This window comes from Citrobacter sp. Cf087, assembly GCF_030334285.1.
Taxonomy (GTDB): domain Bacteria; phylum Pseudomonadota; class Gammaproteobacteria; order Enterobacterales; family Enterobacteriaceae; genus Citrobacter; species Citrobacter freundii.
Genome location: NZ_JAOWED010000017.1, coordinates 92,084 through 118,542, shown reverse-complemented (window position 1 = coordinate 118,542; position 26,459 = coordinate 92,084). Strand labels below are relative to the sequence as shown.

Sequence of the window (26,459 nt, the reverse complement as noted above, 5' to 3'; positions counted from 1 at the left end):
TCCGGCAATAAGAACCATGAGGCTCAAATGATCCGCGTTGAAAATGTCAGTAAAACCTTTGTCCTGCATCAGCAAAACGGCGTGCGTCTGCCGGTGCTGCAAAACGCCACGCTGGAAGTGAAAAACGGCGAATGCGTGGTGCTGCACGGTCACTCGGGTAGCGGCAAGTCCACGCTGCTGCGATCGCTGTACGCCAACTATCTGCCGGATGAAGGACACATCCACATTCGCCACAGCGATGAGTGGGTCGATCTGGTGCAGGCCCCGGCGCGCAAAGTGTTGGAAGTTCGCCGTTCAACCATCGGCTGGGTAAGCCAGTTCCTGCGCGTAATCCCGAGGATTTCCGCGCTGGATGTGGTGATGCAACCGCTGCTGGATCTGGGTGTCTCCCGTGAGGAGTGTGCAGCCAAAGCGGCTAACCTACTTACCCGCCTGAACGTGCCGGAGCGGCTGTGGCACCTGGCACCGTCGACCTTCTCCGGTGGCGAACAGCAGCGCGTCAACATCGCCCGCGGGTTTATCGTCGATTACCCGATTCTGCTGCTCGATGAACCCACCGCCTCGCTGGACGCCAAAAATAGCGCCGCCGTCGTCGCATTGATTGAAGAAGCAAAAGCCCGCGGCGCAGCAATTGTCGGTATTTTTCACGATCAAACCGTGCGCGACCGCGTAGCGGATCGTCTGCATCTGATGGGAACAACAGCATGATTATCAATAATGTAAAGCTGGTACTGGAAGATGACGTGGTGCAAGGATCGCTGGAAATCGAGGGCGGGGTCATTCGCGCCTTTGCTGAAAGTCCGAGCAGCCTACCTGAGGCGCTGGACGGCGAAGGCGGCTGGCTGCTGCCAGGGCTTATCGAGCTGCATACCGATAATCTCGACAAATTTTTTACCCCGCGCCCGAAGGTAGACTGGCCTGCCCACTCGGCAATGAGCAGCCACGACGCGCTAATGGTCGCCAGCGGCATTACCACCGTGCTGGACGCAGTGGCGATTGGCGATGTGCGCGACGGTGGTGACCGTCTGGAAAATCTGGAGAAGATGATCAACGCGGTGGAAGAGACGCAAAAGCGTGGGGTCAATCGCGCCGAGCACCGCCTGCACCTGCGCTGCGAGCTGCCGCATCACACTACCCTGCCGCTGTTTGAAAAACTGGTTGGTCGTGAGCCGGTGACGCTGGTGTCGCTGATGGATCATTCCCCCGGCCAGCGTCAGTTCGCCAATCGTGAGAAGTACCGCGAGTATTATCAGGGCAAGTATTCGCTCACCGACGAGCAGATGGCCCGTTATGAAGAAGAACAGTTAGCGCTGGCTGCGCGTTGGTCACAGCCCAACCGCACGGCGATTGCCCAGATGTGCCGTGAGCGCCAGATTGCGCTGGCGAGCCATGACGATGCCACCTGCGATCATGTGCTCGAATCGCATCAACTTGGCAGCGTGATCGCCGAATTTCCCACAACTTTCGAAGCCGCCGATGCCTCACGCCAGCATGGCATGAACGTGCTGATGGGCGCACCTAACATCGTGCGCGGCGGTTCTCACTCCGGCAACGTGGCGGCACATAGGCTGGCTGAGCTGGGGCTGCTGGATATTCTCTCCTCCGACTACTACCCCGCCAGCCTGCTCGATGCGGCATTTCGCGTAGCGGATGACGACGCTAACCGCTTTACGCTGTCGCAGGCTATTCGTCTGGTGACCCGCAATCCGGCGCGGGCCTTAAATCTCGACGATCGCGGCGTTATTGCCGAAGGTAAACGCGCGGATCTGGTGCTGGCGCATCGCAAAGGCGGCAACATCCATATCGACCACGTCTGGCGTCAGGGCAAAAGGGTATTCTGACTATGGGTAAACTGATCTGGCTGATGGGGCCGTCCGGCTCCGGTAAGGACAGTCTGCTGGCAGAATTGCGCCAGCAGGAACCGGCGCAACTGCTGGTGGCACATCGCTACATCACCCGCGCCGCCAACGCCGGGAATGAAAATCATATTGCGCTAAGTGAACCAGAGTTTTTTACCCGCGCCGGGCAGAATCTGCTGGCGCTGAGCTGGCACGCCAACGGCTTCTACTACGGCGTCGGCATGGAGATAGACCTCTGGCTGCACGCTGGTTTTGATGTGGTGGTCAACGGCTCGCGTGCGCATCTGCCCCAGGCGCAGGCCCGTTATGGCGCTTCTTTGCTTCCCATTTGCTTACAGGTTTCTCCGGCAATTCTCCGCCAGCGCCTGCAGGCTCGTGGGCGGGAGAGCGAAACGGAAATCGCCGCCCGTCTTGAACGCGCAGCCCGCTACGCCCCGTATGACTGCCACGTCCTGAATAACGATGGTAGTTTGCTACAGTCTGTCGATACACTGCTCGCACTGATGGGACGCAAGGAGAAGAAACATGTCTGTCTGTGAATTACGCCGCGCCACGCTGTACGATACCGATGCGGTTTACGCGCTGGTCTGTGAGTTGAAGCAGGGTCAATTCGACCTCCAGGCTTTTAGCACTGGCTACGCCGCAAATCTGCAGGATCCGAATATGCACTACCAGCTGGCGCTGCTCGACGGACAGGTCGTCGGCTTGATCGGTCTGCACCTGCAGTTTCATCTGCACCACGCCAACTGGATTGGCGAAATCCAGGAACTGGTGGTGATGCCGCAGGCGCGAGGGTTAAGGGTTGGCAGCCAGCTACTGGCCTGGGCCGAAGCCGCCGCACGCGAAGCGGGCGCAGAAGTCACCGAGCTTTCCACCAGCACCCAACGCCTTGACGCACACCGTTTTTACCAGCGCGAAGGCTATACCATGAGCCATTTTCGCTTCACCAAACCGCTGTAGGGGGAGCCATGAGTCTGACCATTACGCTAACGGGAACGGGCGGCGCACAGCTGGTGCCGACATTTGGCTGCGACTGTGCGGCCTGCCAACGAGCACGCTTACAGGCGCAATATCGTCGACGCCCTTGTAGCGGGGTGGTCAAATTCAACAATGCGGTGACGCTGCTGGACGCGGGGATCCCGCATCTGATGGACGACTGGCCAGTGGGCAGCTTCCAGCAGTTTCTGCTGACCCACTATCATATGGATCACGTGCAGGGGCTGTTTCCGCTGCGCTGGGGCGTGGGGGCGACTATCCCGGTGTACGGACCGCCGGATGAACAGGGTTGCGACGATCTGTTTAAGCATCCCGGCATCCTCGATTTTAGCCATACCGCCGCGCCATTCGTAGTGTTTGACCTGCAAGGATTGCAGGTCACGCCGCTACCGCTCAACCATTCAAAGCTGACGTTTGGTTATCTGCTGGAGACCGCACATAGCCGCGTGGCGTGGCTCTCCGATACCGCCGGACTTCCCGACAAGACGCTGAAGTTTCTCCACAATAACCAGCCGCAGGCGATTATCATCGACTGTAGCCATGCTCCGCGCGCGCAACCGCCGCGCAATCACTGCGATGTAAATACCGTTATCGCGCTTAATCAGGTTATCCGCTGCCCACGGGTGATTCTGACGCATATCAGCCATCAGTTCGACCTGTGGATGATGGAAAACCAGCTTCCCGCAGGGTTTGAGGCAGGATATGACGGAATGGAGATTATGCTGGAGTAAGGAAATTTGCCGGATGCGATGAAAACATCTTATCCGGCCGACAAGACGACAGTCAGGCGACTTTTTTAGACTCGCTATTTCGCTGAGCGATAAAATCTTTAACCGAAACAATGCGGTTCAGTTCTTCTTGCGCCCGCATGTCATTTTCAACTTCCCACAGGTCAACCGCCGCCTGTAAGTTACGCCAGAAATCAACGGAGGTATCGAACGCTTTGGCCAAACGAAACGCCATATCCGTTGTTAATTTGCGATTATTGTTGACCAGTGCGCTCACCGTATTGCGATGAACATGCAGTATTTCAGCCAGATCGTTAATTTTCAGTCCGAGCGGCTCCAGGTATTCATATTGCAGGATATCACCCACAGTCGTTGGTTTTCTGGTTGCCTGTTTCATATCGTTACCTTAGATTTTCTCTAGTTCTAGTAGATGTGTGGATCTAAGTACACATCTTCGGCCTTACCGTTAACCCATTTAAATATTAATCGGTACTGCTTGTTTACTCTGATTGAAGAATATTCCTGTAATTTTCCGGTTAACTCTTCATATCTGTTACCGGGTGGCGAGCGCAAATCCCGATGCGAAACAGCCGCATTAATGATATCCAGCTTTCTGGCTAATGCAGTATGAATATCCGCTGGTATTTTTCTGTGCGATGTCGCCCGCTCAAAAAAATCTTCAAGCCATGTATCCCGAAAGCTCCTGATATTTAATGATTTAGACATTCCATTGCCGGCTCCTTTTCCATAAGCATAGAGAGATTGCAATGCCTACATGCACTGTGCTCAAGTGCATGTATTGACATAAAATGGCGAGATGTTGAGCTGACAGCGAAATCCCTTACAGGGGATAAAATATTCTTACATTTAGATAGTTACAGTTAACGATCGTAATCTTCTTCCATTCTGCGTTCTTCGTCTTCTAACTGACGCCGTTCTTGATCAAGCTGGCGCTGACGGTCATCCAGTTGGCGACGTCGATCTTCAAACTGGCGGCGGCGATTGTCATATTGCCTGCGCCGGTCGTCACTCACCTGGCGCTGCCAGCTTTCATCACGGGAATCATCATAATCCCGCCCGTTGTCCGGTTTGTATGCGTCGTTTATCGCCTGCTGAATATTACCAATGGCGTCATCGATAATATCCGCCTGCGCCGATACGGTGGTCAGCATCAGCAAACTAAAAAGAAGGAATGTCGCGGAGCGTTGCATAAAACCAGCCTCATCAAGAAACTCGCCCCACGGTAACCAAAGCGTATTTGCGCGGGTAGCGGAGGAATCTCAATTACGCGAATGCCGCAGCGCCTGCGCCAGTTCTCCCCGGGTAAAAGGCTTACGCAATAGTGCCACATCCGGCAGCGCCGGGTTATGCGCCGGGCGTAAATCCTGACCGCTCATCAGCAGGATGGACAACTGCGGATAATGTGCCTGGGCATGGTTAACCACATCCACGCCGCTTAAACCACCTGGCAGCATTAAGTCGCTGATAAAAATATCAATCTCGGATGAAGCCGCCAGCATATGCATCGCCTGTTCGCCGTTGGCGGCCTCTAACGTCAGGTAGCCCAGCAGGTGTAATTGCTCGCACAACGTCTGGCGTACATCGTCCTCATCCTCGAGCACCAACACCAGTTTTTCATCGTTGGTCGTTGTGTGTTGCGCTACCGCTTCCACTTGAGCCTGCACCGGAACAACGGCGCGAGGCAGTTGCAGCCGGACAGTCGTTCCCTGCCCGGGGGCGCTTTCAATCTCCACCCGGCCACCGGACTGGCGCACAAAACCGTAAACCATCGACAGCCCCAGCCCACTGCCGCTGCCGGTCTGTTTGGTGGTGAAAAAGGGCTCGAAGACCTGCGCTTTCACTGCCTGCGACATCCCACTTCCCTGGTCGGCTACCTCCAGCATCACCATGTCCTGCTTACGCCCATCGCTGCGCGTAACCCGTTGATTCCAGGTACGGATTTTTATCGTGCCCGCCTGCCCGTCCATGGCGTCACGGGCGTTCATCACCAGATTGATAATGGCGTTTTCCAGTTGGCTGACGTCAATCCAGGCGGGCCAGGCAGGCGACTGGGCTTCAATCTCCAGCGTCAACGTGGCCGGAAGAGAGTGGCGCATCAGTTCGCCCAGGTTTTCCAGCAGCGTTTTCAGCTCCACCGCATGAGGGTGCAATGACTGTTTGCGCGAAAAGGCCAGCAGCCGTTGGGTAAGCAGCGCCCCGCGCTCGGCGGCTTTTAGCGCCCGATTGACCCGTGGCGCATCGGGCGACTCCGGATTCACCAAATCCAGACTGCCAATAATCACTGCCAGCAGGTTATTGAAATCATGCGCTAATCCACCCGTCAGTTGCCCCACCGCCTTCAGCTTTTGGCTGTGCAACAGCGCTTCTTCCAGCCCCTGACGCTCGGTGCGATCGATTTCCATCTGGCTGGTTTTTTCTTTTAGCAGTCGGGTAGTGTGCTCCAGCGATGCCGTATTGCGGGCAAAGACGCTAAAGGCGCGAGCCAGCTCGCCCAGCTCATCGCGCCGCTGCAGGGCCGGGACACTGACGTCTGATTCACCGTGCGCCAGCCGGGTCATCGCCCGCGAAATGGCCGTTAGGTTGGAGCCGAGATTACGGTAGATATACCACCCGGCAAAACCGGTGATCACCACCGCCAGCAGCGCAAACACTAAAATAAACAACGCGCCGGATTGCAGTTCCTGATGGCTTTGCGCCACCCGTTGCTCTGAGATCAGCGCCACCTGCGAGGCATACTGGTTGATATCGCTGTTGAGGATCGCCACCAACGCTTTGATGTGGAACATATACCAATTGATGGCCAAATCGCTTTGCTCCAGCGCGGAAGAGAGCGGCTCCAGCTTATGCAGTTCCTGGTTGAAGTCGTTGAGGATACCGCTAATCAGCGGATTGGCATGCTGCAAGGGAAGAGCGGGCATCACCGCATCCAGTTGTTTCACCACCGAACGCGGCGTGGGCGTGTCGATGGCGGCAACAATTAAGCGGTCCATCTGCCCCAGCAGCACATCTTCCTGCGCGCCGGTGAGCTTTTGCAGATGACGTAAATAGCTTTGATTCTGATACAGCGAACTGAGCAGCGCGTTACGTTCCAGGTGCCGCCGCTGACCGCGCTGCAACATACCTTCCACGCTGCTTTGTAACTCCTGGCTGCGCTGGATAATTCGCTCGACCAGCACCGGCTCCTGCTGTGCCAGCGGCGCGGTAGCCAGTTGTTCCAGCGACTGCTTCAGCGCCCTTTGCGTCTCCTGCAGCCGCTCCGCTTCCCCTTTGTATTCCAGCGCCCCGACTACCTGCGACAGCCGCACCGCCGCTGTCGCGACGTTCGCCGTATCCCGTGCCAGGTTCATGCTGCCGGTCATGTCGTCAACGGTTTGCTGCTGCACCTGCTCCTGGATCTGGCTTGCGTGCTGAAACCCCAGCACCGCCACGCCGCTCACCATCAGCGTGACCGCCACCACCAGCAGATTGAAGAACAGCAATCGTCCACGCGCACTGGCGAAAAAGTGACGTCCCGGTTGCGGCATATCACGCTCCGTGAAGAAAAATCGCAATATGACAAATATGAACGGCTTCTGACATTTTGCATTTACATTCCTGTGATGGACTGCTGATATCGGCCACCCCACAGGAGATCCGCCATGAGCAGGACACCGGTTCTGGAGATGCGCAACATTGCTAAAGCGTTTGGCAAATTTTACGCGCTGAAAGGGGTCGATTTAACGGTCTGGCCGGGCGAGATTCATGCCCTGATGGGCGAGAACGGTGCGGGGAAAAGTACCCTGATGAAGATCCTCGCGGGCGCCTATACCGCCACCAGCGGTGAAATCCTGATTGACGGTCAGCCGTTTCACATTCGCGGTCCCAAAGATGCACTCAGCGCGGGCATCACGCTGATTTACCAGGAGATGCAGCTCGCGCCGAACCTGACGGTGGCAGAAAATATCTTTCTTGGCAGCGAGCTGTCGCGCGGCGGTCTGGTCCAGCGTAAAGAGATGGTCATGCAGTCACAGAAAGTCATCGATCGACTCGGCGCCCAGTTTAAGGCCAGCGACCGTGTGATGACGTTGACCATCGCCGAACAGCAGCAGGTTGAAATTGCCCGTGCCCTGCACCGTAACAGCCGCATTCTGGTGATGGATGAACCCACCGCCGCCCTCTCCTCACGTGAAACCCACCGCCTGTTTGAACTGATCATGCGCCTGCGCGATGAGGGGATGGCGATTATCTACATCAGCCACCGCATGGCGGAAGTGTACGAACTCTCCGATCGCGTCAGCGTCCTGCGCGACGGGCAATATGTTGGCAGCCTGACCCGCGACAAGCTCAACGCCTCGGAGCTGGTGCGCATGATGGTGGGCCGTCCGTTGAGCGATCTGTTCAACAAAGAGCGCGATATTCCCTTAGGTAAAGCACGCCTCAACGTCCATCACCTTACCGACGGCCATAAAGTCCAGCCGTGCAGCTTGCTGGTGCGTTCCGGGGAGATCGTCGGCCTGGCCGGGTTAGTTGGCGCCGGGCGTTCTGAACTGGCGCAGCTGATTTTTGGCGTGCGCAAAGCCATCGGCGGCATGATTGAAGTGGACGGTGAACCGGTGGTGATCCACTCCCCGCGCGAAGCAATTGACCACGGCATTGGCTTTCTGACGGAAAACCGCAAAGAGCAGGGATTATTTTTAGAGCTGGCAGCGGCAGAAAACATCACCATGGCAACGCTGGAACGTGACGCGAACTGGGGCATGCTCGATCGCAAAAAGGCGCAGGCGATTTCTGATGACGCCATCAAATTGCTCAATATTCGCGTCCCGCATGCCCAGGTCCGCGCAGGCGGCTTGTCCGGCGGCAACCAGCAAAAGCTGCTGATTTCGCGCTGGGTGGCGATCGGGCCACGCATTTTGATCCTCGATGAACCCACGCGCGGTGTGGACGTCGGCGCCAAAAGCGAGATCTACCGGATCATGAACGATATGGCGCGCAAAGGCGTGGCGATCCTAATGATCTCCAGCGAACTACCGGAAGTGGTCGGGATGAGCGACCGCGTGTACGTCATGCGCGAAGGCAGCATTGCCGGCGAGCTGAACGGACAAAGTATTACCCAGGAAAATATTATGACGCTGGCAACCGGCGTGAACGACTCCCATCATCAGGCGGTACCCCATGAATAATCCAACCACTCCCCAGCAGGTGGCGAAATCCGCCTCCGCAAAAAAAATGCTGATGAGCGATCTGATGCAAACGGTCGGTATCTTACCGATTCTCATCCTGATAGTGGCGGTGTTTGGCTTCATCGCGCCTAACTTTTTTACCGAAAGCAACCTGCTGAATATTACCCGCCAGGCGTCGATCAACATCGTGCTGGCCGCTGGCATGACCTTCATTATTTTAACCGGCGGCATCGATCTTTCGGTTGGTTCGATTCTCGGCACCACCGCAGTGGCAGCCATGGTGGTTTCGCTGATCCCGGAATTTGCCATGCTGTCGATTCCGGCAGCACTGATGCTCGGTCTGGTGCTGGGGCTGTTTAATGGCGCGCTGGTCGCTTTTGCCGGCCTGCCGCCGTTTATCGTCACGCTTGGAACCTATACGGCGCTGCGCGGCGCGGCCTATCTGCTGGCGGACGGCACGACGGTGATTAACTCCAACATCAGCTTTGAGTGGATCGGCAACAACTATCTCGGTCCGGTTCCGTGGCTGGTGGTCATTGCGCTGGCGGTGGTGGTGGTGTGCTGGTTCATTCTTAGGCGCACAACGCTCGGCGTTCATATCTATGCGGTTGGCGGCAATATGCAGGCCGCGCGCTTAACCGGGATCAAAGTGTGGCTGGTGCTGCTGTTCGTCTACGGCATGAGCGGTTTGCTCTCAGGTCTTGGCGGGGTGATGAGCGCCTCGCGGCTGTACAGCGCCAACGGCAACTTAGGTATGGGTTACGAACTGGACGCCATCGCGGCGGTGATCCTCGGCGGCACCAGCTTTGTTGGCGGGATCGGCACCATCACCGGCACGCTGGTGGGGGCGTTGATCATTGCCACGCTCAATAACGGCATGACGCTGATGGGCGTCTCCTATTTCTGGCAATTGGTGATCAAAGGGGCGGTGATCATCATAGCGGTGCTGATCGACAAATACCGTACCCGACACCATCAAAGTGCATAGACAAGCTTACTGGCCTACTCATTCGTAGGCCTGATAAGCGCAGCGCCATCAGGCGTATAACAACAATACCCTACGTGAGGAAACGAGTATGCGTTTGAAGCCATTAGTGACCGCGCTCTGTGCTGGCGCCCTGCTTGCTGCAGCTCCATTTGTGCAGGCAAAAGAACTGAAATCCATCGGCGTTACGGTGGGCGATCTGGCCAACCCGTTCTTCGTGCAGATCACCAAAGGCGCGGAGCTGGAAGCACGCAAACTGGCAGGTGATAGCGTTAAAGTAACGCTGGTTTCCAGCGGCTACGATCTGGGGCAACAGGTGTCGCAAATCGACAACTTTATTGCCGCCAAAGTCGACATGATTATCCTTAACGCCGCCGACTCCAAAGGCATCGGCCCGGCGGTTAAACGCGCGAAAGACGCCGGGATCGTGGTGGTTGCCGTTGACGTAGCGGCGGAAGGCGCAGACGCGACCATTACTTCCGATAACACTCAGGCAGGTGAAATGGCCTGTAAATACATTACCGACCGTCTGAAAGGGAAAGGCAACGTCGTGATCATCAACGGGCCGCCGGTTTCCGCCGTCCAGAACCGCGTGGAAGGCTGCCAGACGGAGTTTAAACGCCACCCGGACATCAAGGTGCTGTCGCATAACCAAAACGCCAAAGGCAGTCGCGAAGGCGGGCTGGAGATCATGACCGCGTTGCTGGCGGCGAATCCGAAGATCGACGGCGTATTCGCCATTAACGATCCCACAGCGATCGGCGCCGATCTGGCGGCAAAACAGGCGCAGCGTAGCGAATTCTTTATTGTCGGCGTAGATGGATCCCCAGACGGTGAAGAAGCGCTGAAGCGCGAAAACTCACTATTTGTGGCGACTCCGGCACAAGATCCGCAGGTGATGGCTGCCAAAGCGGTTGAAATCGGCTATGACATATTGCAGGGGAAACCCGCCCCGAAAGAACCCGTGCTGATCCCAGTGACGATGATCGATAAAAACAACGTCGGCAGTTATAAGGGTTGGACGGTTAAATAGCCCGCCACAACAACGCCGGTTGGCGGCAAAGATGCCTTATCCGGTCTACAAGATCGCTATGAATTTGTAGGCCGGATAAGCGCGGCGCCATCCGGCATTATATTAAGGAGGATTCTGCCGATGAAACGCTCCGCAATAAACGAGATCCTTGGGCACACGCGCCAGTTTTTCTCTCAGCACGACGTGCATCTCCCCCCTTTTGCCAGCTTCCCCCCGACCCAATGGCGCAAGCTTGATGCCAGTGCCTGGAGCGAAGTGTTCGACCTTAAGCTCGGTTGGGATGTCACCGCGTTTGGCGGCAATAATTTCGCCGCGCAAGGATTAACGCTGTTCACCCTGCGTAATGGTTCGCCGAAAGGCATGCCTTACGAGAAATGCTACGCCGAGAAAATCATGCATGTTCGCGATGCACAGGTCACGCCGATGCATTTTCACTGGCGCAAACGCGAAGACATTATCAATCGCGGCGGCGGCAATCTCATTGTAGAACTGTGGAATGCAGGGATCCGCGAGCAAACGGAAGACAGCGACGTTAGCGTGGTGATTGACGGCTGTCGGCAAACCCATGCCGCAGGCAGTCAACTGCGCCTGACGCCGGGTGAAAGCATCTGCCTGCCGCCGGGCCTGTATCACAGCTTCTGGGCGGAAGAAGGTTTTGGCGACGTGCTGGTTGGCGAGGTCTCTTCTGTTAATGACGACGACCACGACAACCATTTTCTGCAACCGATTTCCCGCTACAACGACATTGAAGAAGACGAACCGGCGATGCTGGTGCTGTGTAACGAATATCGCCTGTTCCGCTAACCAAGGAGCACATTATGCCGTTGATCTCACTCGCTGATGGCCTTGCCCATGCCCGCGAGCACCGCTATGCCTTAGGGGCGTTTAACGTTCTGGATTCACATTTCCTGCGCGCGTTGTTTGCCGCGGCAAAGCAGGAACGTTCGCCGTTTATTATCAACATTGCCGAGGTGCATTTTAAATATATCTCGCTAGATTCTCTGGTCGAAGCGGTCAAATTCGAAGCCGCGCGGCATGACATTCCGGTAGTGCTGAATCTTGACCACGGCCTGCACTTTGAGTCGGTGGTGCGAGCGTTACGCTTAGGTTTCAGCTCAGTGATGTTCGATGGCTCCACGCTGGAGTACGAAGAAAATATCCGTCAGACCCGCGAAGTGGTGAAGATGTGCCACGCCGTCGGCGTGTCGGTGGAAGCTGAGTTGGGCGCAGTCGGTGGCGATGAAGGCGGTGCGCTGTACGGTCATGCCGACGAATCACTGTTTACCGACCCAATGCTGGCGCGTGATTTCGTTGACAGAACCGGGATTGACGCGCTGGCGGTCGCCATTGGCAACGCCCACGGCAAATATAAAGGCGAACCGCTGCTCGACTTCCCGCGTCTGGACACCATTCGCCAGCAGGCGGCAATCCCGCTGGTACTGCACGGTGGCTCCGGCATCAGCGACGACGATTTCAAGCGCGCAATTGAACTCGGCATTCACAAAATCAACTTCTATACCGGCATGTCGCAGGCGGCGCTGTCGGCAGTGGAGACGCGGATGGCGAATCGTCAGCCCTTATACGACGAATTCGCTGAACTGCTGCTCGGCATTGAGGAAGCCATTACCGATACCGTTTCAGAACAGATGCGCATTTTTGGCAGCGCGGGACGGGTCTGATGGAACGCAAAGGCGTTATCGCCGCAGGCAACATGCTGGTCGATCATGTGCATCAAATTGTGCAGTGGCCGGAACGCGGCTGGTTGGCGGAAATCACCCGTAGCGAACGCGCCACGGGCGGTGCGCCGCTTAATGTGCTGCTAACGCTGGCAAAAATGCACACTGGGCTGCCGTTGCAGGCGGTGGGGTTAATCGGTCAGGACAGCGATGGCGACTACATCATGGCGATGCTGGAGCAGTATCACGTTAATCGCCAACACGTGCAGCGCACGACATTCGCGCCCACGTCAATGTCGCAGGTGATGACCGATCCCAGCGGTCAGCGCACCTTTTTCCACTCGCCGGGCGCCAACAGACTGCTGGATTTGCCCGCTTTTGAGCAACTGGATACCTCGATGAAAATCTTCCATCTGGGATATCTGCTGCTGCTCGACAGTCTGGACATGCCGGATGAGGAGTACGGGACGCGTAGCGCAAGGCTGCTGGCACAAATGCGCGACAACGGCTTTGAAACGTCGTTGGATCTGGTCTCACGCAAGGGCGACCCGCGCTACCAACCACTGGTGATGCCAGCCTTGCGCCATCTCGACTATCTGGTAATTAACGAGCTGGAAGCCGGAGAATTTAGCGGGCTGGAGATCCGCCAGCCCAACGGCGAGCTGCATATCCCGCATATCGCTACCGCCGCGCGCGAATTATTGGATGCAGGGGTACGCCAGCGGGTGGTTATTCACTGTCCGGAAGGTGCCTGGGGTGAAGCGCCGGATCTGCCGGGCGTCTGGATCCCGTCGCAGTACCTGGCGCAGGAAGAGATCGTTGGCAGCGTCGGGGCGGGTGATGCGTTTTGCGCCGGATTCTTGTATGGCTGTCATGAGCGCTGGTCGCTGACGGACAGCGTCAGGTTGGCACACGCCTGTGCGCGGGCAAGCTTGCTGTGCGCCAATGCGATAGACGGCGCGAAGACGCTGGCAGAGTTAAAAGCAGAAATGGTTGACGCCTGATGCGCTGCGCTTATCAGGCCTACGGGATCGTTGTCGCTTTTGTCGGCCGGATAAGACGTTTACGCCGCATCCGGCAAGTGCACACGATCACGCCGCCTTATCGTGATGCTGCACGTCGGCGGCGAATACATAGCCCAACCCGCGCAGGGTTTTGATCAACATCGGTTGATGCGGGTTAATCTCTATTTTTCGCCGCAAGCGCATGATTAACACGTCAATAGTGCGGTCAAACACCTCAACGCTGTCGCTGCGCGTCAGCTCCAGCAGTTGTTCCCGACTCAGCACCCGGCGGGCATTTTGGGCCAGCGCCAACAGCAGGTTGTATTCCCCCTGCGTCAACTCCACCTTCAACTGCTGGGGATTATGTAACTGGCAACCGGCGGTATCGAGATGCCAGCCATTGAAAGAAAGCCCCGTGGTCTGTGGGCCGCCGCTTTCTGCCGTTAACACGCCAACGCGTCTGAGCACCGCCTTTACCCGAGCCACCAGCACCCGCGCATTGAACGGTTTACCGATATAGTCGTCAGCGCCCATTTCCAGCCCGACCACCACATCCGACTCGCTACCAAGCCCGGTCAGCATCACCACCGGTAATCCGGGTCTCATCTTTTGCACCTGCTGCAGCACCATCAGACCGTTGATATCGGGCAACATCATATCCAGCAATACCAGCGCGATCTCCGGCTGAGTCTCAATGCAGCGCAACGCCTCCTGCCCGGTGTGACAAGCGGTCACCGCAAAGACGTGTTCGTTCAACACATCCTGTAAAAGCGAGCAGACTGCCACGTCATCATCCACAACCAGAACAACGGGTTTCATCATTCGACTCCGTCCACTTCGTTATCATCTTATTGTGAGTAATATCAGGCGAAGTGAAAGAGCACACATGATCTATCTGATAAAAATATAATCCTTGTCACACTATTCAGTAAACATAATAGGTTTTCCTTTGCTCAGCACTTTGGGCACAAATACCTAATAAGAATAACTACGCAGATCACACTTCCTTTCTTTAAAATAAACCATTCGAACTTATGATAATGACAAAATTAAAGCAGCGACATTTACTATTTTAATAAATTCACAGTACATATGATAAATGGAGATTCATATGAATAAATCTCAGCCGTTCCGCCTGAGCAGGATTTTTATTGCATTGGTCGCGACTACCGGAATATTAGTTAATCCTGTATTTGCCAGTGAATCATCTCAACCAGCGTCACAATATACAAAGCAACAGAATCAGCGTTATTTAACATCATTACCTTTTGCCGATCGCCAGGATTTTGACGATGCGCAGCGTGGTTTTATCGCACCACTGCCTAACCAAGGTATTCTTAAAAATGCCGACGGAAAACCCTTTTATCGCGCAGAAGATTATAAGTTTGATATCAATGCCCCTGCACCAGAAACAGTAAACCCCAGCTTATGGCGACAGTCGCAGATCAACGGTATTTCGGGCTTGTTTAAAGTCACTGAACGGATGTATCAGGTACGCGGCCAGGATATTTCCAATATCACTTTTATCGAAGGTGATACAGGTATTATCGTTATTGACCCATTGGTTACCGCTGGGGCAGCAAAAGCCAGCCTGGACCTCTACTATCAATATCGTCCGCAAAAACCGATTGTTGCCGTTATTTATACCCATAGCCATACCGATCACTATGGCGGTGTGAAAGGCATTGTCTCTGAAAATGACGTGATATCTGGCAAAGTGCAGATTCTCGCCCCGGCAGGCTTTATGGAAGAAGCCATCAGCGAAAACGTATTGCTGGGCAATATTATGAGTCGCCGTGCTCTGTTCTCCTACGGTCTGCTTCTGCCTCGTAACCCACAAGGAAATATCGGCAACGGTCTGGGCGTCACGCTGACAACAGGTCTGCCGACTATCATTGCCCCAACCCAATCAATCATCAAAACCGGTGAGAAAAAAGTCATCGACGGCCTGGAGTTCGATTTCCTGATGGCGCCAGGCAGCGAGGCGCCTTCCGAAATGCACTTATATATTCCGGCGCTCAAAGCGCTCTGTACGGCAGAAAATACGACGCACACGCTGCATAACTTCTATACGCTACGCGGTGCAAAAACACGCGATACCAGCAAATGGACCGAGTATCTGAACGAAACACTTGATATGTGGGGCAGCCAGGCAGAAGTGTTGTTTATGCCGCATACCTGGCCCGTCTGGGGTAATCAGCATATTAACGACTATATCGGTAAATATCGCGACACCATCAAGTATATCCACGATCAAACTCTGAATATGGCTAACCAGGGCTATACGATGAATGAGATTGGCAACATGATTCAACTACCACCAACGCTCGCCAATAACTGGGCCAGTCGTGGCTACTACGGTTCGGTCAGCCATGACGCGCGTGCGGTCTACAACTTTTACCTCGGCTACTTCGACGGCAACCCGGCAAATCTGGATCCTTACGGACAGACAGATATGGGTAAACGCTACGTCAAAGCGTTGGGTGGTGCAAAACAGACCATTGAGCTGGCTCAGGAAGCCTATGACAAGGGTGATTATCGCTGGACGTCAGAACTGCTCAAGCACGTGATTTCCGCTGAACCAGACAACCAGGCGGCTAAGAATCTGCAAGCGAATGCGTTTGAACAGCTGGGCTATCAGGCCGAGTCCGCCACCTGGCGCGGTTTCTACCTCACCGGCGCGAAAGAACTGCGTGAAGGCGTGCGTAAATTTACACACGGCACCACCAATTCCCCGGACACCATCAACGGAATGAGCGTAGAAATGCTGCTCGATTACATGGCCGTTCGTCTGGACAGTGAGAAAGCATCAGGTAAACACATCAGCCTGAACTTCAACCTGGACAAAGGCGAGAACCTGAATCTGACGCTCAACAACAGCGTGCTCAATCATCGTCAGACCCTGCAACCAGATGCCGACACCTCATTCTATATCAGCCGTACAGATCTGCACGACGTGCTGACAGGCCAGGTGAAAATGAGCGATCTGGTACACGCGAAGAAAGTCAAAGTGATTGGCAAAGCCGCGAAGTTGGATGAAGTGATAGCGATGCTGGATCAATTTGATTTGTGGGTTAATGTCGTTACACCCAATTAATAACAAGCCGCTTCCAGAGATATTTTCAATCTCTGGAAGCATATTTATTCACACAACAATGTGCAATCGCAAAAACAATAGAATAAATAAATGAATTATGAACTCGGTGGGCATGCAAAGATATTTTATCTCGTTAAAAAATTGCCATACTGCTGACGCTTTATATTTTTATATTCACTCATGATATTGTTCGCGATAAACAGGATGTATTTTGTTATGCAAACGGTTAACTCCAGCATTGTGATACCGCTGAGAATAATAGGCTGGTTTCTCTCGCTGCCATTATTAACAGGATGCAACTTCTCTCCCGCCATTCCGGTCATCGGTGCTTACTATCCCGACTGGCTGTTCTGCCTTATTGGCGGTGTCATCCTGACACTCATAACCCGAAAATTCATTCTGCATAAATATAGCGGATTGGCCTTTATCGGGATTATTTATACCGCCCTTTTTGCCCTCTACTCCATGCTGTTCTGGCTGGTATTTTTCTAACTTATTTTGAGACGCCCCTATGGAAAGCTCGTCGAAAAAAGCTCCGCGTAACAAACTTCCCGCGCTGATGCTGTTGGTACTTGCGCTGGTTATTTTGGTCTTCGTCATCTGGAAACTGAATAGCTCACCCGCGACCAATGACGCCTACGCCTCAGCCGACACCATTGATGTCGTGCCAGAAGTCAGTGGTCGCATTGTCGAACTGGCTGTTTCCGATAACCAGCAGGTCAAGCAAGGTGATGTGCTGTTTCGTATCGATCCCCGTATCTATGAAGCGAATCTGGCAAAAGCACAAGCATCGCTCGCCGCTCTGGATAAACAGATAATGCTGACCCAGCGCAGCGTAGATGCACAACAATATGGTGCTGACTCCGTACGGGCTACGGTAGAAAAAGCGCGAGCAGCCGCTAAGCAAGCCAGCGATACTCTGCGCCGTACCGAACCACTACTGACGGAAGGTTTTGTCTCCGCGGAAGATGTTGATCGCGCCAGAACGGCACAACGCGCCTCAGCGGCAGATCTTAATGCGGTGTTATTACAGGCGCAGCAGGCTGCCAGCGCGGTGAGTGGCGTTGATGCCCTGGTAGCTCAGCGCATCGCCGTAGAAGCCGATATCGCCCTGACCAAACTGCATCTTGAAATGGCAACAGTACGCGCACCCTTCGATGGCCGCGTGGTGGCATTAAAAACCTCCGTCGGGCAGTTTGCTTCCGCCATGCGACCCATTTTTACCCTGATTGACACCCGTCACTGGTACGTAATCGCCAATTTTCGCGAAACAGAGCTGAAAAATATCCATGCAGGCACACCAGCCAATATTCGCCTGATGAGCGACAGCGGCAAAGTGTTTGTCGGTAAAGTGGATTCAATCGGCTACGGTGTATTACCTGATGATGGCGGTATGGTGCTGGGCGGTTTGCCGCGTGTTTCCCGCTCTATCAACTGGGTTCGCGTTGCCCAACGCTTCCCGGTAAAAATCGTGGTAGATAAACCGGATGAAGAGATGTTTCGCATCGGCGCATCGGCGGTTGCTACCCTTGAGCCACAGAAATGAAAGCACTTAACTGTTTGCCTCTGCCACTGGTCAGGCTATTGGCGTTTTTTCACGAAGAATTAAGCGAACAACGTCCCGGAAGACTCCCACAAATCATGCAGCTCTGGGCGGGTTGCCTGCTGGTGGTACTGATCTCGATGACCTATGAGATCCCCTTCCTGGCGCTTTCGCTTGCCGTACTCTTTTATGGTATCCAGTCCAATGCTTTCTATACCAAATTCGTGGCGATTCTCTTCGTCGTCGCCACAGCATTAGAGATAGGTAGTTTATTTCTGATCTACAAATGGTCTTATAGCTACCCTCTGGTCCGTCTGATCATTGCCAGCCTGATCGTTCTGGCCTGCATGTTCCTGATGCGAACCCATCGTCTGGGGCTGGTTTTCTTTGCCGTGTCGATTGTTGCAATATACGGGCAATCTTTCCCCGGCATGCTCGACTACCCCGAGGTCGTCGTTCGCCTGACGTTATGGTGCATCGTCGTTGGTCTGTACCCCACGCTACTGATGACGCTGACCGCCGTTTTGTGGTTTCCCAGCCGCGCTGTCAACCAAATGCGCGAAGCCCTGCGTGCCAGGCTGGGTGATGCCCTCAATCGCCTGACGGCACCGACAACACCGCTTGCGGAAAAATACATCGAACGAGAAGTGCTGGCGCTGCAAAAGCTGAACATCTTTTGTCTGGCAGATGACGCAGACTGGCGAGAAAAAAGTGCCTGGTGGCAGGCTTGCGTTGCCACAACCACCTATCTGTACACTACTCTCAATCGCTACGATTTCACGGCACATAACCCGGCAACCCGCGATCTCCAGCAGAAACTGTGCCGTGAAATAACCGCACTGCAAGATGCGGTTGCTCGAGGTATGCCCTGGCAAAGTGAATGGGAACTCAGTCAGGCAGAAGCCGCAACGGCCCGCGAATGCGGCCTGGAACCCCTGTGCCAAACCCTGCTACAGCTTGGTCACATGGACCCTAATACGCCGCCAGCTCCTGTCGCTAAACCGCCCTCAATGGTATCTGACGCGTTCACCAACCCAGGCTATATTCGCTACGCGTTAAAAACACTGCTGGCATGTCTGATTTGCTATGTCTTTTACTCCGGTACCGACTGGGAAGGCATTCACACCTGTATGCTGACCTGCATTATTGTCGCGAACCCCAGTATCGGCTCGTCATACCAGAAGATGGCACTGCGCTTCGGCGGCGCATTTTTCGGCGCAATTCTGGCCCTGCTGATGACGATTTTTGTCATGCCCTGGCTGGACAATATCGTCGAACTTCTCCTGGTGCTGGCGCCACTTTTCCTGATGGGTGCCTGGATTGCCACCGGCTCAGAACGTTCCTCTTATATCGGAACCCAAATGGTCGTCACCTTCGCGCTGGCAACGCTTGAAAACGTCTTTGGCCCAACCTACGACCTGGTGGAAATCCGCGATCGCGCCTTCGGCATTTTGATCGGCACCCTTGTTTCCGCGGTGATCTACACCTTTGTCTGGCCGGAAAGCGAAGCCAAAGCGCTGCCACAAAAACTGGCAAGCTCGCTGGGACTGCTCAGCAAATTACTGCGGATCCCACGTCAGCAGGATGCTGTTCTCATGCGCACTTATCTTCAGATGCGTATTGGTCTCCATGCGACGTTTAACGCCTGTGATGAAATGTGCGAGAGGGTCGCGCTGGAACGCCAACTCCCCGGCGATGAACGCATGGCGCTTATTCAACGTAGTCAGCGCGTTATTCACCTGGGCCGTGACATTCTCTATGCCTGGGATACCACCCGAAATGACGCCCCGACGCTGGATAACGCGGTATTGCTGGAGAGCGCAACACACCTGGCCGATGCGCTGGAAAAATACGCAGCCGACCTGGCGACAGCATCTAGCCTTCCGCCGTCGATTGAAAACCTGTCCCCATCTCAAGACATTTTACCAACGTTACCCAAACAGGAGCGCTGCATCATACAGCAGATAACCTGTTTACCCGACTGGACTCACCCGACGCTAATACCAGCAAGCGAGCAGGAGCAAGGAACCTCCCAATAATGAACCGATCTCTCCCTCGATTACTCCTCTGCGGCATACTCAGCGGCGCAACGGTCCTTTCCGGCTGTGCACTGATCCGCAAAGATTCTGCACCACATCCGCAATTACAGCCTGAGCAGATCTCACTGGCTAAAGACATTCATCTGGCAAGCTCAGGATGGCCACAGGCACAGTGGTGGCGGCAGTTTAACGACCCACAGCTAAACTCGCTTATTGAAGCAACGCTGTCTGGCTCCCATAACCTCGCCGAAGTGAAGCTGCGTGAAGAGAAAGCGCAGTCGCAGACTGAACTGCTGGAAGGGCGTTCTCAGCTCCAGATGGCAGCGCTGGGCATGATTAACCGCCAGCGAGCGTCTGCCAACGGCTTCCTCGGCCCCTACGCGCTGGATGCGCCACGATTAGGGATGGACGGCCCCTACTACACTGAAGCGACGATTGGTCTGGTCGCCGGACTGGATCTCGACCTGTGGGGCGAGCATCGTTCCGCTGTCGCGGCAGCTATTGGCGCACAAAATGCCGCGCTTGCCGAAACAGCAGCAGTGGAACTCTCCCTGACGACCGGCGTCGCACAGCTGTATTACAGTATGCAAGCCAGTTACCAGATGCTTGATTTGTTGCAGCAGACCCACGATGTGATTGATTATGCCGTGAAGGCCCACCAGAGTAAGGTCGCTCACGGGCTGGAAGCAAAAGTCCCGTACCATGGCGCACGTGCGCAATTGCTGGCAGTGGACAAGCAAATCGTCGCGGTTGAAGGACAAATCAAAGAAACTCGGGAATCACTCCGGGCGCTGATCGGTGCCGGCGCAAAAGATCTGCCTGAAATCAAACTGGTCGCACTGCCAACTGTCGATACAGGAATACCCGCAACGCTCTCCTACGACCTGCTTGCCAGGCGTCCGGACTTGCAGGCTATGCGCTGGTATGTGCAGGCTTCGCTGAACCAGGTCGAGGCCGCTCGCGCCCTGTTTTATCCGAGCTTTGATATCAAAGTCTTCTTCGGTTTAGACGCTATCCATATCGATCAACTGTTCAAAAGCACCAGCAGGCAGATCAACTTCATCCCCGGCCTGCGTTTACCGCTGTTTGACGGGGGTCGTCTGAATGCCAATCTGGAAGGCGCCCGCGCAACCAGCAATATGATGATAGAGCGCTACAACCAGTCGGTGCTCAATGCAGTGCGCGATGTCGCGATTAACGGAACACGTCTGCAAACGCTCAATGAACAACGGGTAATGCAGATGGAACGCGTAGATGCCACGCATTACACGCAAGCAGCAGCAGACGCGGCTTACCAGCGAGGCCTGAGCAGTCGCCTGCTGGCAACAGAGGCCAAATTACCCGTGATCGCAGAAGATATGTCGCTCCTGGTCATAGATACCCAACGACTCATGCAGAATATTCAACTCATCAAAGCGCTTGGCGGAGGTTATCAAGCCCCTGCTAACAAGAAGTAGCGTTCTCCGACCTCGCCGCGTGATATCCGTCACGCGGCATTTTCTTTCGTCACGTCAAATATGACGACAGCCTGTTTTTCGTCAGGGTTTTGCGCAAAATTCGCCCGTAATATCGATGAATGCCCCTGATAAAAACATGGCATAAAAGATGCATAACTAAAGCGACAGCGCGTATGCGCGATTTGATTAACTGGAGCGAGACCGATGAAAAAAGTCGTCACGGTTTGCCCATATTGCGCATCAGGTTGCAAAATCAACCTGGTGGTCGATAACGGCAAAATCGTCCGGGCTGAAGCGGCGCAGGGGAAAACCAACCAGGGTACTCTGTGTCTGAAGGGCTACTATGGCTGGGATTTTATCAACGATACCCAGATCCTGACCCCTCGTCTGAAAACCCCAATGATCCGTCGCCAGCGTGGCGGCAAACTGGAATCTGTTTCCTGGGATGAAGCGCTTGATTACGTCGCCACTCGTCTGAGCGCCATCAAAGCGAAGTATGGCCCGGACGCTATTCAGACGACCGGTTCATCTCGCGGTACGGGTAACGAAACCAACTATGTAATGCAAAAATTCGCGCGCGCCGTTATTGGTACCAATAACGTTGACTGCTGCGCTCGCGTCTGACACGGCCCATCGGTTGCAGGTCTGCACCAATCGGTCGGTAACGGCGCAATGAGTAATGCTATCAATGAAATTGATAACACAGATTTAGTGTTCATCTTCGGGTATAACCCGGCGGATTCCCACCCGATCGTGGCGAATCACGTGATTAACGCTAAACGTAACGGGGCGAAAATCATCGTCTGCGATCCGCGCAAAATTGAAACCGCGCGTATTGCCGACATGCACATCGCGTTGAAAAACGGCTCGAACATCGCGCTGCTCAACGCCATGGGTCATGTCATCATCGAAGAAAAACTGTACGACCAGGCGTTCGTCGCCTCCCGTACGGAAGGATTCGAAGAGTACAGCAAGATTGTCGAAGGTTACACGCCGGAGTCCGTCGAAGATATCACTGGCGTTAGCGCGCAGGATATTCGTCAGGCTGCACGTATGTATGCCACGGCAAAAAGCGCGGCTATCCTGTGGGGTATGGGTGTTACCCAGTTCTATCAGGGCGTGGAAACCGTGCGTTCACTGACCAGCCTCGCAATGCTGACCGGCAACCTCGGTAAGCCAAGCGTGGGCGTTAACCCGGTTCGTGGTCAGAACAACGTTCAGGGCGCATGCGATATGGGCGCGCTGCCGGATACCTATCCGGGCTATCAGTACGTTAAGTTCCCGGAAAACCGCGAGAAATTCGCTAAAGCCTGGGGCGTGGAAAGTCTTCCTGCACATACCGGTTATCGCATCAGCGAACTGCCGCACCGTGCTGCGCATGGCGAAGTCCGCGCGGCGTACATCATGGGTGAAGATCCATTACAGACCGATGCTGAACTCTCCGCAGTGCGCAAAGGCTTTGAGGATCTGGAACTGGTCATCGTGCAGGATATCTTCATGACCAAAACCGCCGCTGCCGCAGACGTTATTTTACCGTCTACGTCATGGGGTGAGCATGAAGGCGTATTCTCCGCGGCTGACCGTGGCTTCCAGCGCTTCTTTAAAGCCGTTGAGCCGAAGTGGGATCTGAAAACGGACTGGCAGATTATCAGTGAAATCGCCACCCGTATGGGCTATCCGATGCACTACAACAACACCCAGGAAATCTGGGACGAGTTGCGTCATCTGTGCCCGGATTTCTACGGTGCCACTTACGAGAAAATGGGCGAACTGGGTTATATCCAGTGGCCTTGCCGCGACACCTCAGAAGCCGATCAGGGGACGTCTTATCTCTTTAAAGAGAAGTTCGACACCCCGAACGGCCTGGCGCAGTTCTTCACCTGCGACTGGGTAGCGCCAATCGACAAACTCACCCCAGAGTACCCAATGGTACTGTCTACGGTGCGTGAAGTCGGCCACTACTCTTGCCGTTCGATGACCGGTAACTGTGCGGCGCTGGCCGCGCTGGCGGATGAACCGGGCTATGCCCAGATCAACACCGCCGACGCAGAACGCCTGGGCATCCAGGACGAAGAACTGGTGTGGGTTAACTCGCGTAAAGGTCGGGTCATTACCCGTGCGGCAGTCAGCGATCGTCCAAACAAAGGCGCGATTTACATGACCTACCAGTGGTGGATTGGCGCATGTAATGAGCTGGTAACCGAGAACTTAAGCCCGATTACCAAAACGCCAGAGTATAAGTACTGTGCCGTTAACGTTGAACGCATTGCCGATCAGCGCGCTGCCGAGCAGTATGTTATTGATGAGTACAACAAGCTGAAAGCCAGTCTGCGCGAAAGCGCGATGGGTTAGTCCGTTTACGTACCTGTTCTGCAACAGCCTCCGCCCGGAGGCTGTTTTTTTATCCATACGATCTCTTTATACTGTTCATTCCGTACCCTAAATAAAACTCAAAATGAAACAACTCATTGCATTGATGTTCTTTATGACATTCTTTGCCCATGCCAGTGATACTGAGCCAGGAAGCCAGTACTTACAGGCCGCTGAGGCAGGGGACCGTCGCGCACAGTACTTTCTTGCCGATACCTGGTTCAGTTCGGGCGATTTGAGCAAAGCCGAGTATTGGGCGCAAAAAGCCGCCGACAATGGCGATGCCGACGCCTGCGCGCTCCTGGCGCAAATCAAAATTACGAATCCGGTCAGTCTGGATTACCCCCAAGCCAAAACGCTGGCGGAAAAGGCAGCCAAAGCGGGCAGTAAAGCGGGAGAACTGACCCTGGCGCGGATTCTGGTCAACACCCAGGCAGGACACACAGATTACCCCAAAGCCATTACCTTGCTGCAAAACGCCTCTGAAGATCTGGAAAATGACTCCGCCGTCGACGCGCAAATGCTGCTCGGGCTGATTTACGCCAACGGCGTGGGGATCCCCGCAGACGATGAAAAAGCGACATGGTATTTCAAACGCAGCTCCGCCATCTCCCGCACCGGTTATTCCGAGTACTGGGCCGGAATGATGTTCTTAAACGGCGAGCAGGGTTTTATCGTGAAGAATAAACAGAAGGCGCTACACTGGCTGAATCTGAGCTGTATGGAAGGGTTCGATACCGGCTGTGAAGAGTTTGAAAAGTTAACAAACGGGTAATGGTTTGCATTGCCGGATGGCGGCATAAACGCCTTATCCGGCCTACAGTTCACCGTCTTCCGTAGGCCGGATAAGCGCAGCGCCATCCGGCAATCTTTCATTAATTAATGATTAGCGGTCTTATCAAATTTACCCAGCATCTCGCGCTCGTAAGCCAGCGCCTTCTTGCGGTCAAATTTGTGCTCCCACTTGGCGATAACCAGCACCGCCAGCGCATTCCCCACCACATTCAGCGCGGTACGCGCCATGTCGAGGATACGGTCAACACCGGCAATAAACGCCAGGCCTTCCAGCGGGATCCCCACGCTGCCAAGCGTAGCCAGCAGTACCACGAAGGAGACGCCCGGCACGCCCGCAATCCCTTTCGAGGTCACCATCAACGTCAACACCAGCACGATTTCCTGCCACAGCGACAGGTCGATACCATACAGCTGCGCAATAAAGATCGCGGCAATACTCTGGTACAGCGTTGAACCATCAAGGTTGAATGAGTAGCCGGTCGGCACCACAAAGCTGGTGATTGAAGCCGGTGCGCCATAGGCTTCCATCTTCTCGATAATACGCGGCAGTACGCTCTCGGAACTGGCGGTAGAGTAAGCCAGAATCAGCTCATCTTTCAAAATGCGGATCAGGATCCAGATGCTCAGACCGCAGATACGCGCCACAATCCCCAGCACCACCAGCGCGAAGAACAGGATGGCAAAATGTACCAACAGCACCAGTTTCGCCAGCGGCCACAGGGAGGCAAAACCGAAGTTCGCGACGGTCACAGCAATCAGCGCAAAAACACCGACTGGCGCATAACGCATCACCATGTGGGTCACTTTAAACATGGTTTCTGAAATCGAGCGGAACACGGTCACCAGCGGCTCGCGGTGGGTTGCTGGTAGGGAAGACAAGCCTAAACCAAACAGCACCGAGAAGAAGATAATCGGCAACATATCGCCTTTCGCCATCGACGCGACGATATTAGTCGGCACCAGCGACACAATCGTGCCCATCAGGCCATGCGCGTGGCTCTGCACTTCTGCGGTCGTATTTTGATATTTCGAAATATCCACGGTCGCCAGTTGCGACATATCAATCCCGGAACCCGGCTGGAAAACATTCGCCAGCGTGATGCCAAGAATAATCGCTACGGTGGTGATCACTTCGAAATAGAGAATGGTTTTGGCGCCAATACGGCCCAGCTGTTTTGCATCACCCACCCCGGCAATACCAACCACCAGCGTGGAGATAACAATCGGCACGACGATCATTTTGATCAGATGGATAAAGATATCGCCCGCCGGAGACAGCAGGTTGACCACCAGCCATTCGCGGCTGTCGCTATGGTAATGCAGGTAACTCCCTAGCAGAATGCCCAGCACCATGGCGATTAGAATCTGCCATGCCAGGCTGACTTTCAAATTTTTCATAACAACGGACTTCCTCGATGGAGCGCTATTCCACATGCGGTGTGTGGGAATAGTACATACTGAAAGGGTATGAATTGTGTTGCGTTCGTTTATGGAGTTTTTTAACGCTTATTATCATTATCATCTGCATGGCATTCCGCGCAACCCTCTAAGAACAGGGCTTTTGGCTGAATTTATGCATAAAAATGCAATTTTATCGCGGTATTGATGAATAACTTTTTGTTATAAAAGAATTTTAATATGTTCAAAAATGAAGAAGTCATAGCGTGAGTTTTTTTCGCTCACCTGTTCGTTTG

24 protein-coding genes are annotated in these 26,459 nt (G+C 54.5%); 18 read left to right on the top strand and 6 right to left on the bottom strand.

The window, feature by feature from the left end:
- The first annotated feature begins 27 nt into the window (after window positions 1–27).
- Genes phnL through phnP form a run of 5 tightly spaced genes read left to right on the top strand, consistent with a single transcriptional unit; the run spans window position 28 to window position 3,586 of the window.
- A complete protein-coding gene (phnL, locus tag OGV57_RS00610) occupies window positions 28–708 on the top strand; it encodes a phosphonate C-P lyase system protein PhnL (RefSeq protein WP_003841104.1) in 681 nt (226 codons plus the stop codon).
- The gene (gene phnM / locus OGV57_RS00605; RefSeq protein ID WP_003031811.1) at window positions 705–1,841 is read left to right on the top strand and encodes an alpha-D-ribose 1-methylphosphonate 5-triphosphate diphosphatase; all 1,137 of its coding nucleotides are present in this window, start codon (window positions 705–707) and stop codon (window positions 1,839–1,841) included. The genes phnL and phnM overlap by 4 nt, the downstream gene beginning before the upstream one ends.
- Window positions 1,842–1,843: 2 nt before the next feature.
- Entirely contained in the window at window positions 1,844–2,398 is a 555-nt protein-coding gene (phnN, locus tag OGV57_RS00600; protein WP_054527973.1) for a ribose 1,5-bisphosphokinase, read from the top strand.
- Entirely contained in the window at window positions 2,385–2,819 is a 435-nt protein-coding gene (gene phnO / locus OGV57_RS00595) for an aminoalkylphosphonate N-acetyltransferase (protein ID WP_054527972.1), read from the top strand. Before phnN ends, phnO begins: the two co-directional genes overlap by 14 nt.
- 8 nt (window positions 2,820–2,827) lie before the next feature.
- On the top strand, window positions 2,828–3,586 hold the full coding sequence (phnP, locus tag OGV57_RS00590) for a phosphonate metabolism protein PhnP (RefSeq protein WP_054527971.1): 759 nt from the start codon (window positions 2,828–2,830) through the stop codon (window positions 3,584–3,586).
- A gap of 52 nt (window positions 3,587–3,638) precedes the next feature.
- Here the strand turns inward: phnP and OGV57_RS00585 are convergent, their stop codons facing one another.
- From OGV57_RS00585 to OGV57_RS00570, 4 genes are all read right to left on the bottom strand, one after another.
- Entirely contained in the window at window positions 3,639–3,980 is a 342-nt protein-coding gene (locus OGV57_RS00585; RefSeq protein ID WP_046671375.1) for a HigA family addiction module antitoxin, read from the bottom strand.
- Window positions 3,981–4,006: 26 nt separating this feature from the next.
- Complete coding sequence (locus tag OGV57_RS00580; RefSeq protein WP_046671374.1) at window positions 4,007–4,309, bottom strand: type II toxin-antitoxin system RelE/ParE family toxin; 303 nt, start codon at window positions 4,307–4,309, stop codon at window positions 4,007–4,009.
- Window positions 4,310–4,464: 155 nt separating this feature from the next.
- Complete coding sequence (yjdP, locus tag OGV57_RS00575; protein WP_003844759.1) at window positions 4,465–4,794, bottom strand: DDRRRQL repeat protein YjdP; 330 nt, start codon at window positions 4,792–4,794, stop codon at window positions 4,465–4,467.
- Between the two features lie 69 nt (window positions 4,795–4,863).
- Entirely contained in the window at window positions 4,864–7,128 is a 2,265-nt protein-coding gene (locus OGV57_RS00570) for a hybrid sensor histidine kinase/response regulator (protein ID WP_054527970.1), read from the bottom strand.
- Between the two features lie 114 nt (window positions 7,129–7,242).
- Here OGV57_RS00570 and OGV57_RS00565 point away from each other — a divergent pair, with 114 nt between their 5' ends.
- The 6 genes from OGV57_RS00565 (at window position 7,243) to OGV57_RS00540 (ending at window position 13,464) form a co-directional block, all read left to right on the top strand.
- Entirely contained in the window at window positions 7,243–8,766 is a 1,524-nt protein-coding gene (locus OGV57_RS00565; RefSeq protein ID WP_003844755.1) for a sugar ABC transporter ATP-binding protein, read from the top strand.
- Complete coding sequence (locus tag OGV57_RS00560) at window positions 8,759–9,754, top strand: ABC transporter permease subunit (RefSeq protein WP_032948335.1); 996 nt, start codon at window positions 8,759–8,761, stop codon at window positions 9,752–9,754. The genes OGV57_RS00565 and OGV57_RS00560 overlap by 8 nt, the downstream gene beginning before the upstream one ends.
- A gap of 88 nt (window positions 9,755–9,842) precedes the next feature.
- A complete protein-coding gene (locus tag OGV57_RS00555; protein ID WP_003826688.1) occupies window positions 9,843–10,784 on the top strand; it encodes an ABC transporter substrate-binding protein in 942 nt (313 codons plus the stop codon).
- Window positions 10,785–10,904: 120 nt separating this feature from the next.
- Window positions 10,905–11,588, top strand: a complete 684-nt coding sequence (locus OGV57_RS00550) for a D-lyxose/D-mannose isomerase (protein ID WP_054527969.1) — start codon at window positions 10,905–10,907, stop codon at window positions 11,586–11,588.
- A 14-nt stretch (window positions 11,589–11,602) separates the two neighbouring features.
- Window positions 11,603–12,463 (top strand): ketose 1,6-bisphosphate aldolase, encoded by an 861-nt coding sequence (locus tag OGV57_RS00545; protein WP_016149417.1) that lies wholly within the window; start codon window positions 11,603–11,605, stop codon window positions 12,461–12,463.
- Window positions 12,460–13,464: a carbohydrate kinase family protein gene (locus tag OGV57_RS00540; RefSeq protein WP_085952516.1), complete on the top strand. Its 1,005-nt coding sequence runs from the start codon at window positions 12,460–12,462 to the stop codon at window positions 13,462–13,464. The genes OGV57_RS00545 and OGV57_RS00540 overlap by 4 nt, the downstream gene beginning before the upstream one ends.
- 87 nt (window positions 13,465–13,551) lie before the next feature.
- On the opposite strand, the gene OGV57_RS00535 is transcribed toward OGV57_RS00540, so the two are convergent.
- Window positions 13,552–14,283, bottom strand: coding sequence for a response regulator transcription factor (locus OGV57_RS00535; RefSeq protein ID WP_054527968.1), 732 nt, complete (start codon window positions 14,281–14,283; stop codon window positions 13,552–13,554).
- Between the two features lie 292 nt (window positions 14,284–14,575).
- On the opposite strand from OGV57_RS00535, the gene OGV57_RS00530 reads away from it, so the two are divergent.
- The 7 genes from OGV57_RS00530 to yjcO all read left to right on the top strand — a co-directional run bounded on the left by OGV57_RS00530 (window position 14,576) and on the right by yjcO (window position 24,745).
- On the top strand, window positions 14,576–16,561 hold the full coding sequence (locus OGV57_RS00530) for an alkyl/aryl-sulfatase (protein ID WP_054527967.1): 1,986 nt from the start codon (window positions 14,576–14,578) through the stop codon (window positions 16,559–16,561).
- Window positions 16,562–16,777: 216 nt separating this feature from the next.
- Window positions 16,778–17,053 (top strand): YtcA family lipoprotein, encoded by a 276-nt coding sequence (locus tag OGV57_RS00525; protein ID WP_003844749.1) that lies wholly within the window; start codon window positions 16,778–16,780, stop codon window positions 17,051–17,053.
- A 19-nt stretch (window positions 17,054–17,072) separates the two neighbouring features.
- Window positions 17,073–18,107, top strand: coding sequence for a multidrug transporter subunit MdtN (gene mdtN / locus OGV57_RS00520; protein ID WP_054527966.1), 1,035 nt, complete (start codon window positions 17,073–17,075; stop codon window positions 18,105–18,107).
- Entirely contained in the window at window positions 18,104–20,143 is a 2,040-nt protein-coding gene (gene mdtO / locus OGV57_RS00515; RefSeq protein WP_054527965.1) for a multidrug efflux transporter permease subunit MdtO, read from the top strand. Before mdtN ends, mdtO begins: the two co-directional genes overlap by 4 nt.
- Window positions 20,140–21,600 carry an MdtP family multidrug efflux transporter outer membrane subunit gene (locus OGV57_RS00510; protein WP_054527964.1) on the top strand — a complete coding sequence of 487 codons (1,461 nt, stop codon included), beginning with the start codon at window positions 20,140–20,142 and terminating at the stop codon, window positions 21,598–21,600. The genes mdtO and OGV57_RS00510 overlap by 4 nt, the downstream gene beginning before the upstream one ends.
- Window positions 21,601–21,804: 204 nt before the next feature.
- On the top strand, window positions 21,805–23,952 hold the full coding sequence (fdhF, locus tag OGV57_RS00505; RefSeq protein WP_080602221.1) for a formate dehydrogenase subunit alpha: 2,148 nt from the start codon (window positions 21,805–21,807) through the stop codon (window positions 23,950–23,952).
- 103 nt (window positions 23,953–24,055) lie between these two features.
- Window positions 24,056–24,745 (top strand): Sel1 family TPR-like repeat protein YjcO, encoded by a 690-nt coding sequence (gene yjcO, locus OGV57_RS00500; protein ID WP_003031775.1) that lies wholly within the window; start codon window positions 24,056–24,058, stop codon window positions 24,743–24,745.
- Window positions 24,746–24,849: 104 nt separating this feature from the next.
- Here the strand turns inward: yjcO and gltP are convergent, their stop codons facing one another.
- Window positions 24,850–26,163, bottom strand: coding sequence for a glutamate/aspartate:proton symporter GltP (gltP, locus tag OGV57_RS00495; RefSeq protein WP_003031773.1), 1,314 nt, complete (start codon window positions 26,161–26,163; stop codon window positions 24,850–24,852).
- Window positions 26,164–26,459 lie beyond the last annotated feature (296 nt).

Bases quoted from the DNA above. Each gene is read 5' to 3' on its own strand.
- phnL (WP_003841104.1), top strand. From the start codon at position 28: ATGATCCGCGTTGAAAATGTCAGTAAAACCTTTGTCCTGCATCAGCAA.
- phnM (WP_003031811.1), top strand. From the start codon at position 705: ATGATTATCAATAATGTAAAGCTGGTACTGGAAGATGACGTGGTGCAA.
- phnN (WP_054527973.1), top strand. From the start codon at position 1,844: ATGGGTAAACTGATCTGGCTGATGGGGCCGTCCGGCTCCGGTAAGGAC.
- phnO (WP_054527972.1), top strand. From the start codon at position 2,385: ATGTCTGTCTGTGAATTACGCCGCGCCACGCTGTACGATACCGATGCG.
- phnP (WP_054527971.1), top strand. From the start codon at position 2,828: ATGAGTCTGACCATTACGCTAACGGGAACGGGCGGCGCACAGCTGGTG.
- OGV57_RS00585 (WP_046671375.1), bottom strand. From the start codon at position 3,980: ATGAAACAGGCAACCAGAAAACCAACGACTGTGGGTGATATCCTGCAA.
- OGV57_RS00580 (WP_046671374.1), bottom strand. From the start codon at position 4,309: ATGTCTAAATCATTAAATATCAGGAGCTTTCGGGATACATGGCTTGAA.
- yjdP (WP_003844759.1), bottom strand. From the start codon at position 4,794: ATGCAACGCTCCGCGACATTCCTTCTTTTTAGTTTGCTGATGCTGACC.
- OGV57_RS00570 (WP_054527970.1), bottom strand. From the start codon at position 7,128: ATGCCGCAACCGGGACGTCACTTTTTCGCCAGTGCGCGTGGACGATTG.
- OGV57_RS00565 (WP_003844755.1), top strand. From the start codon at position 7,243: ATGAGCAGGACACCGGTTCTGGAGATGCGCAACATTGCTAAAGCGTTT.
- OGV57_RS00560 (WP_032948335.1), top strand. From the start codon at position 8,759: ATGAATAATCCAACCACTCCCCAGCAGGTGGCGAAATCCGCCTCCGCA.
- OGV57_RS00555 (WP_003826688.1), top strand. From the start codon at position 9,843: ATGCGTTTGAAGCCATTAGTGACCGCGCTCTGTGCTGGCGCCCTGCTT.
- OGV57_RS00550 (WP_054527969.1), top strand. From the start codon at position 10,905: ATGAAACGCTCCGCAATAAACGAGATCCTTGGGCACACGCGCCAGTTT.
- OGV57_RS00545 (WP_016149417.1), top strand. From the start codon at position 11,603: ATGCCGTTGATCTCACTCGCTGATGGCCTTGCCCATGCCCGCGAGCAC.
- OGV57_RS00535 (WP_054527968.1), bottom strand. From the start codon at position 14,283: ATGAAACCCGTTGTTCTGGTTGTGGATGATGACGTGGCAGTCTGCTCG.
- OGV57_RS00530 (WP_054527967.1), top strand. From the start codon at position 14,576: ATGAATAAATCTCAGCCGTTCCGCCTGAGCAGGATTTTTATTGCATTG.
- OGV57_RS00525 (WP_003844749.1), top strand. From the start codon at position 16,778: ATGCAAACGGTTAACTCCAGCATTGTGATACCGCTGAGAATAATAGGC.
- mdtN (WP_054527966.1), top strand. From the start codon at position 17,073: ATGGAAAGCTCGTCGAAAAAAGCTCCGCGTAACAAACTTCCCGCGCTG.
- mdtO (WP_054527965.1), top strand. From the start codon at position 18,104: ATGAAAGCACTTAACTGTTTGCCTCTGCCACTGGTCAGGCTATTGGCG.
- yjcO (WP_003031775.1), top strand. From the start codon at position 24,056: ATGAAACAACTCATTGCATTGATGTTCTTTATGACATTCTTTGCCCAT.
- gltP (WP_003031773.1), bottom strand. From the start codon at position 26,163: ATGAAAAATTTGAAAGTCAGCCTGGCATGGCAGATTCTAATCGCCATG.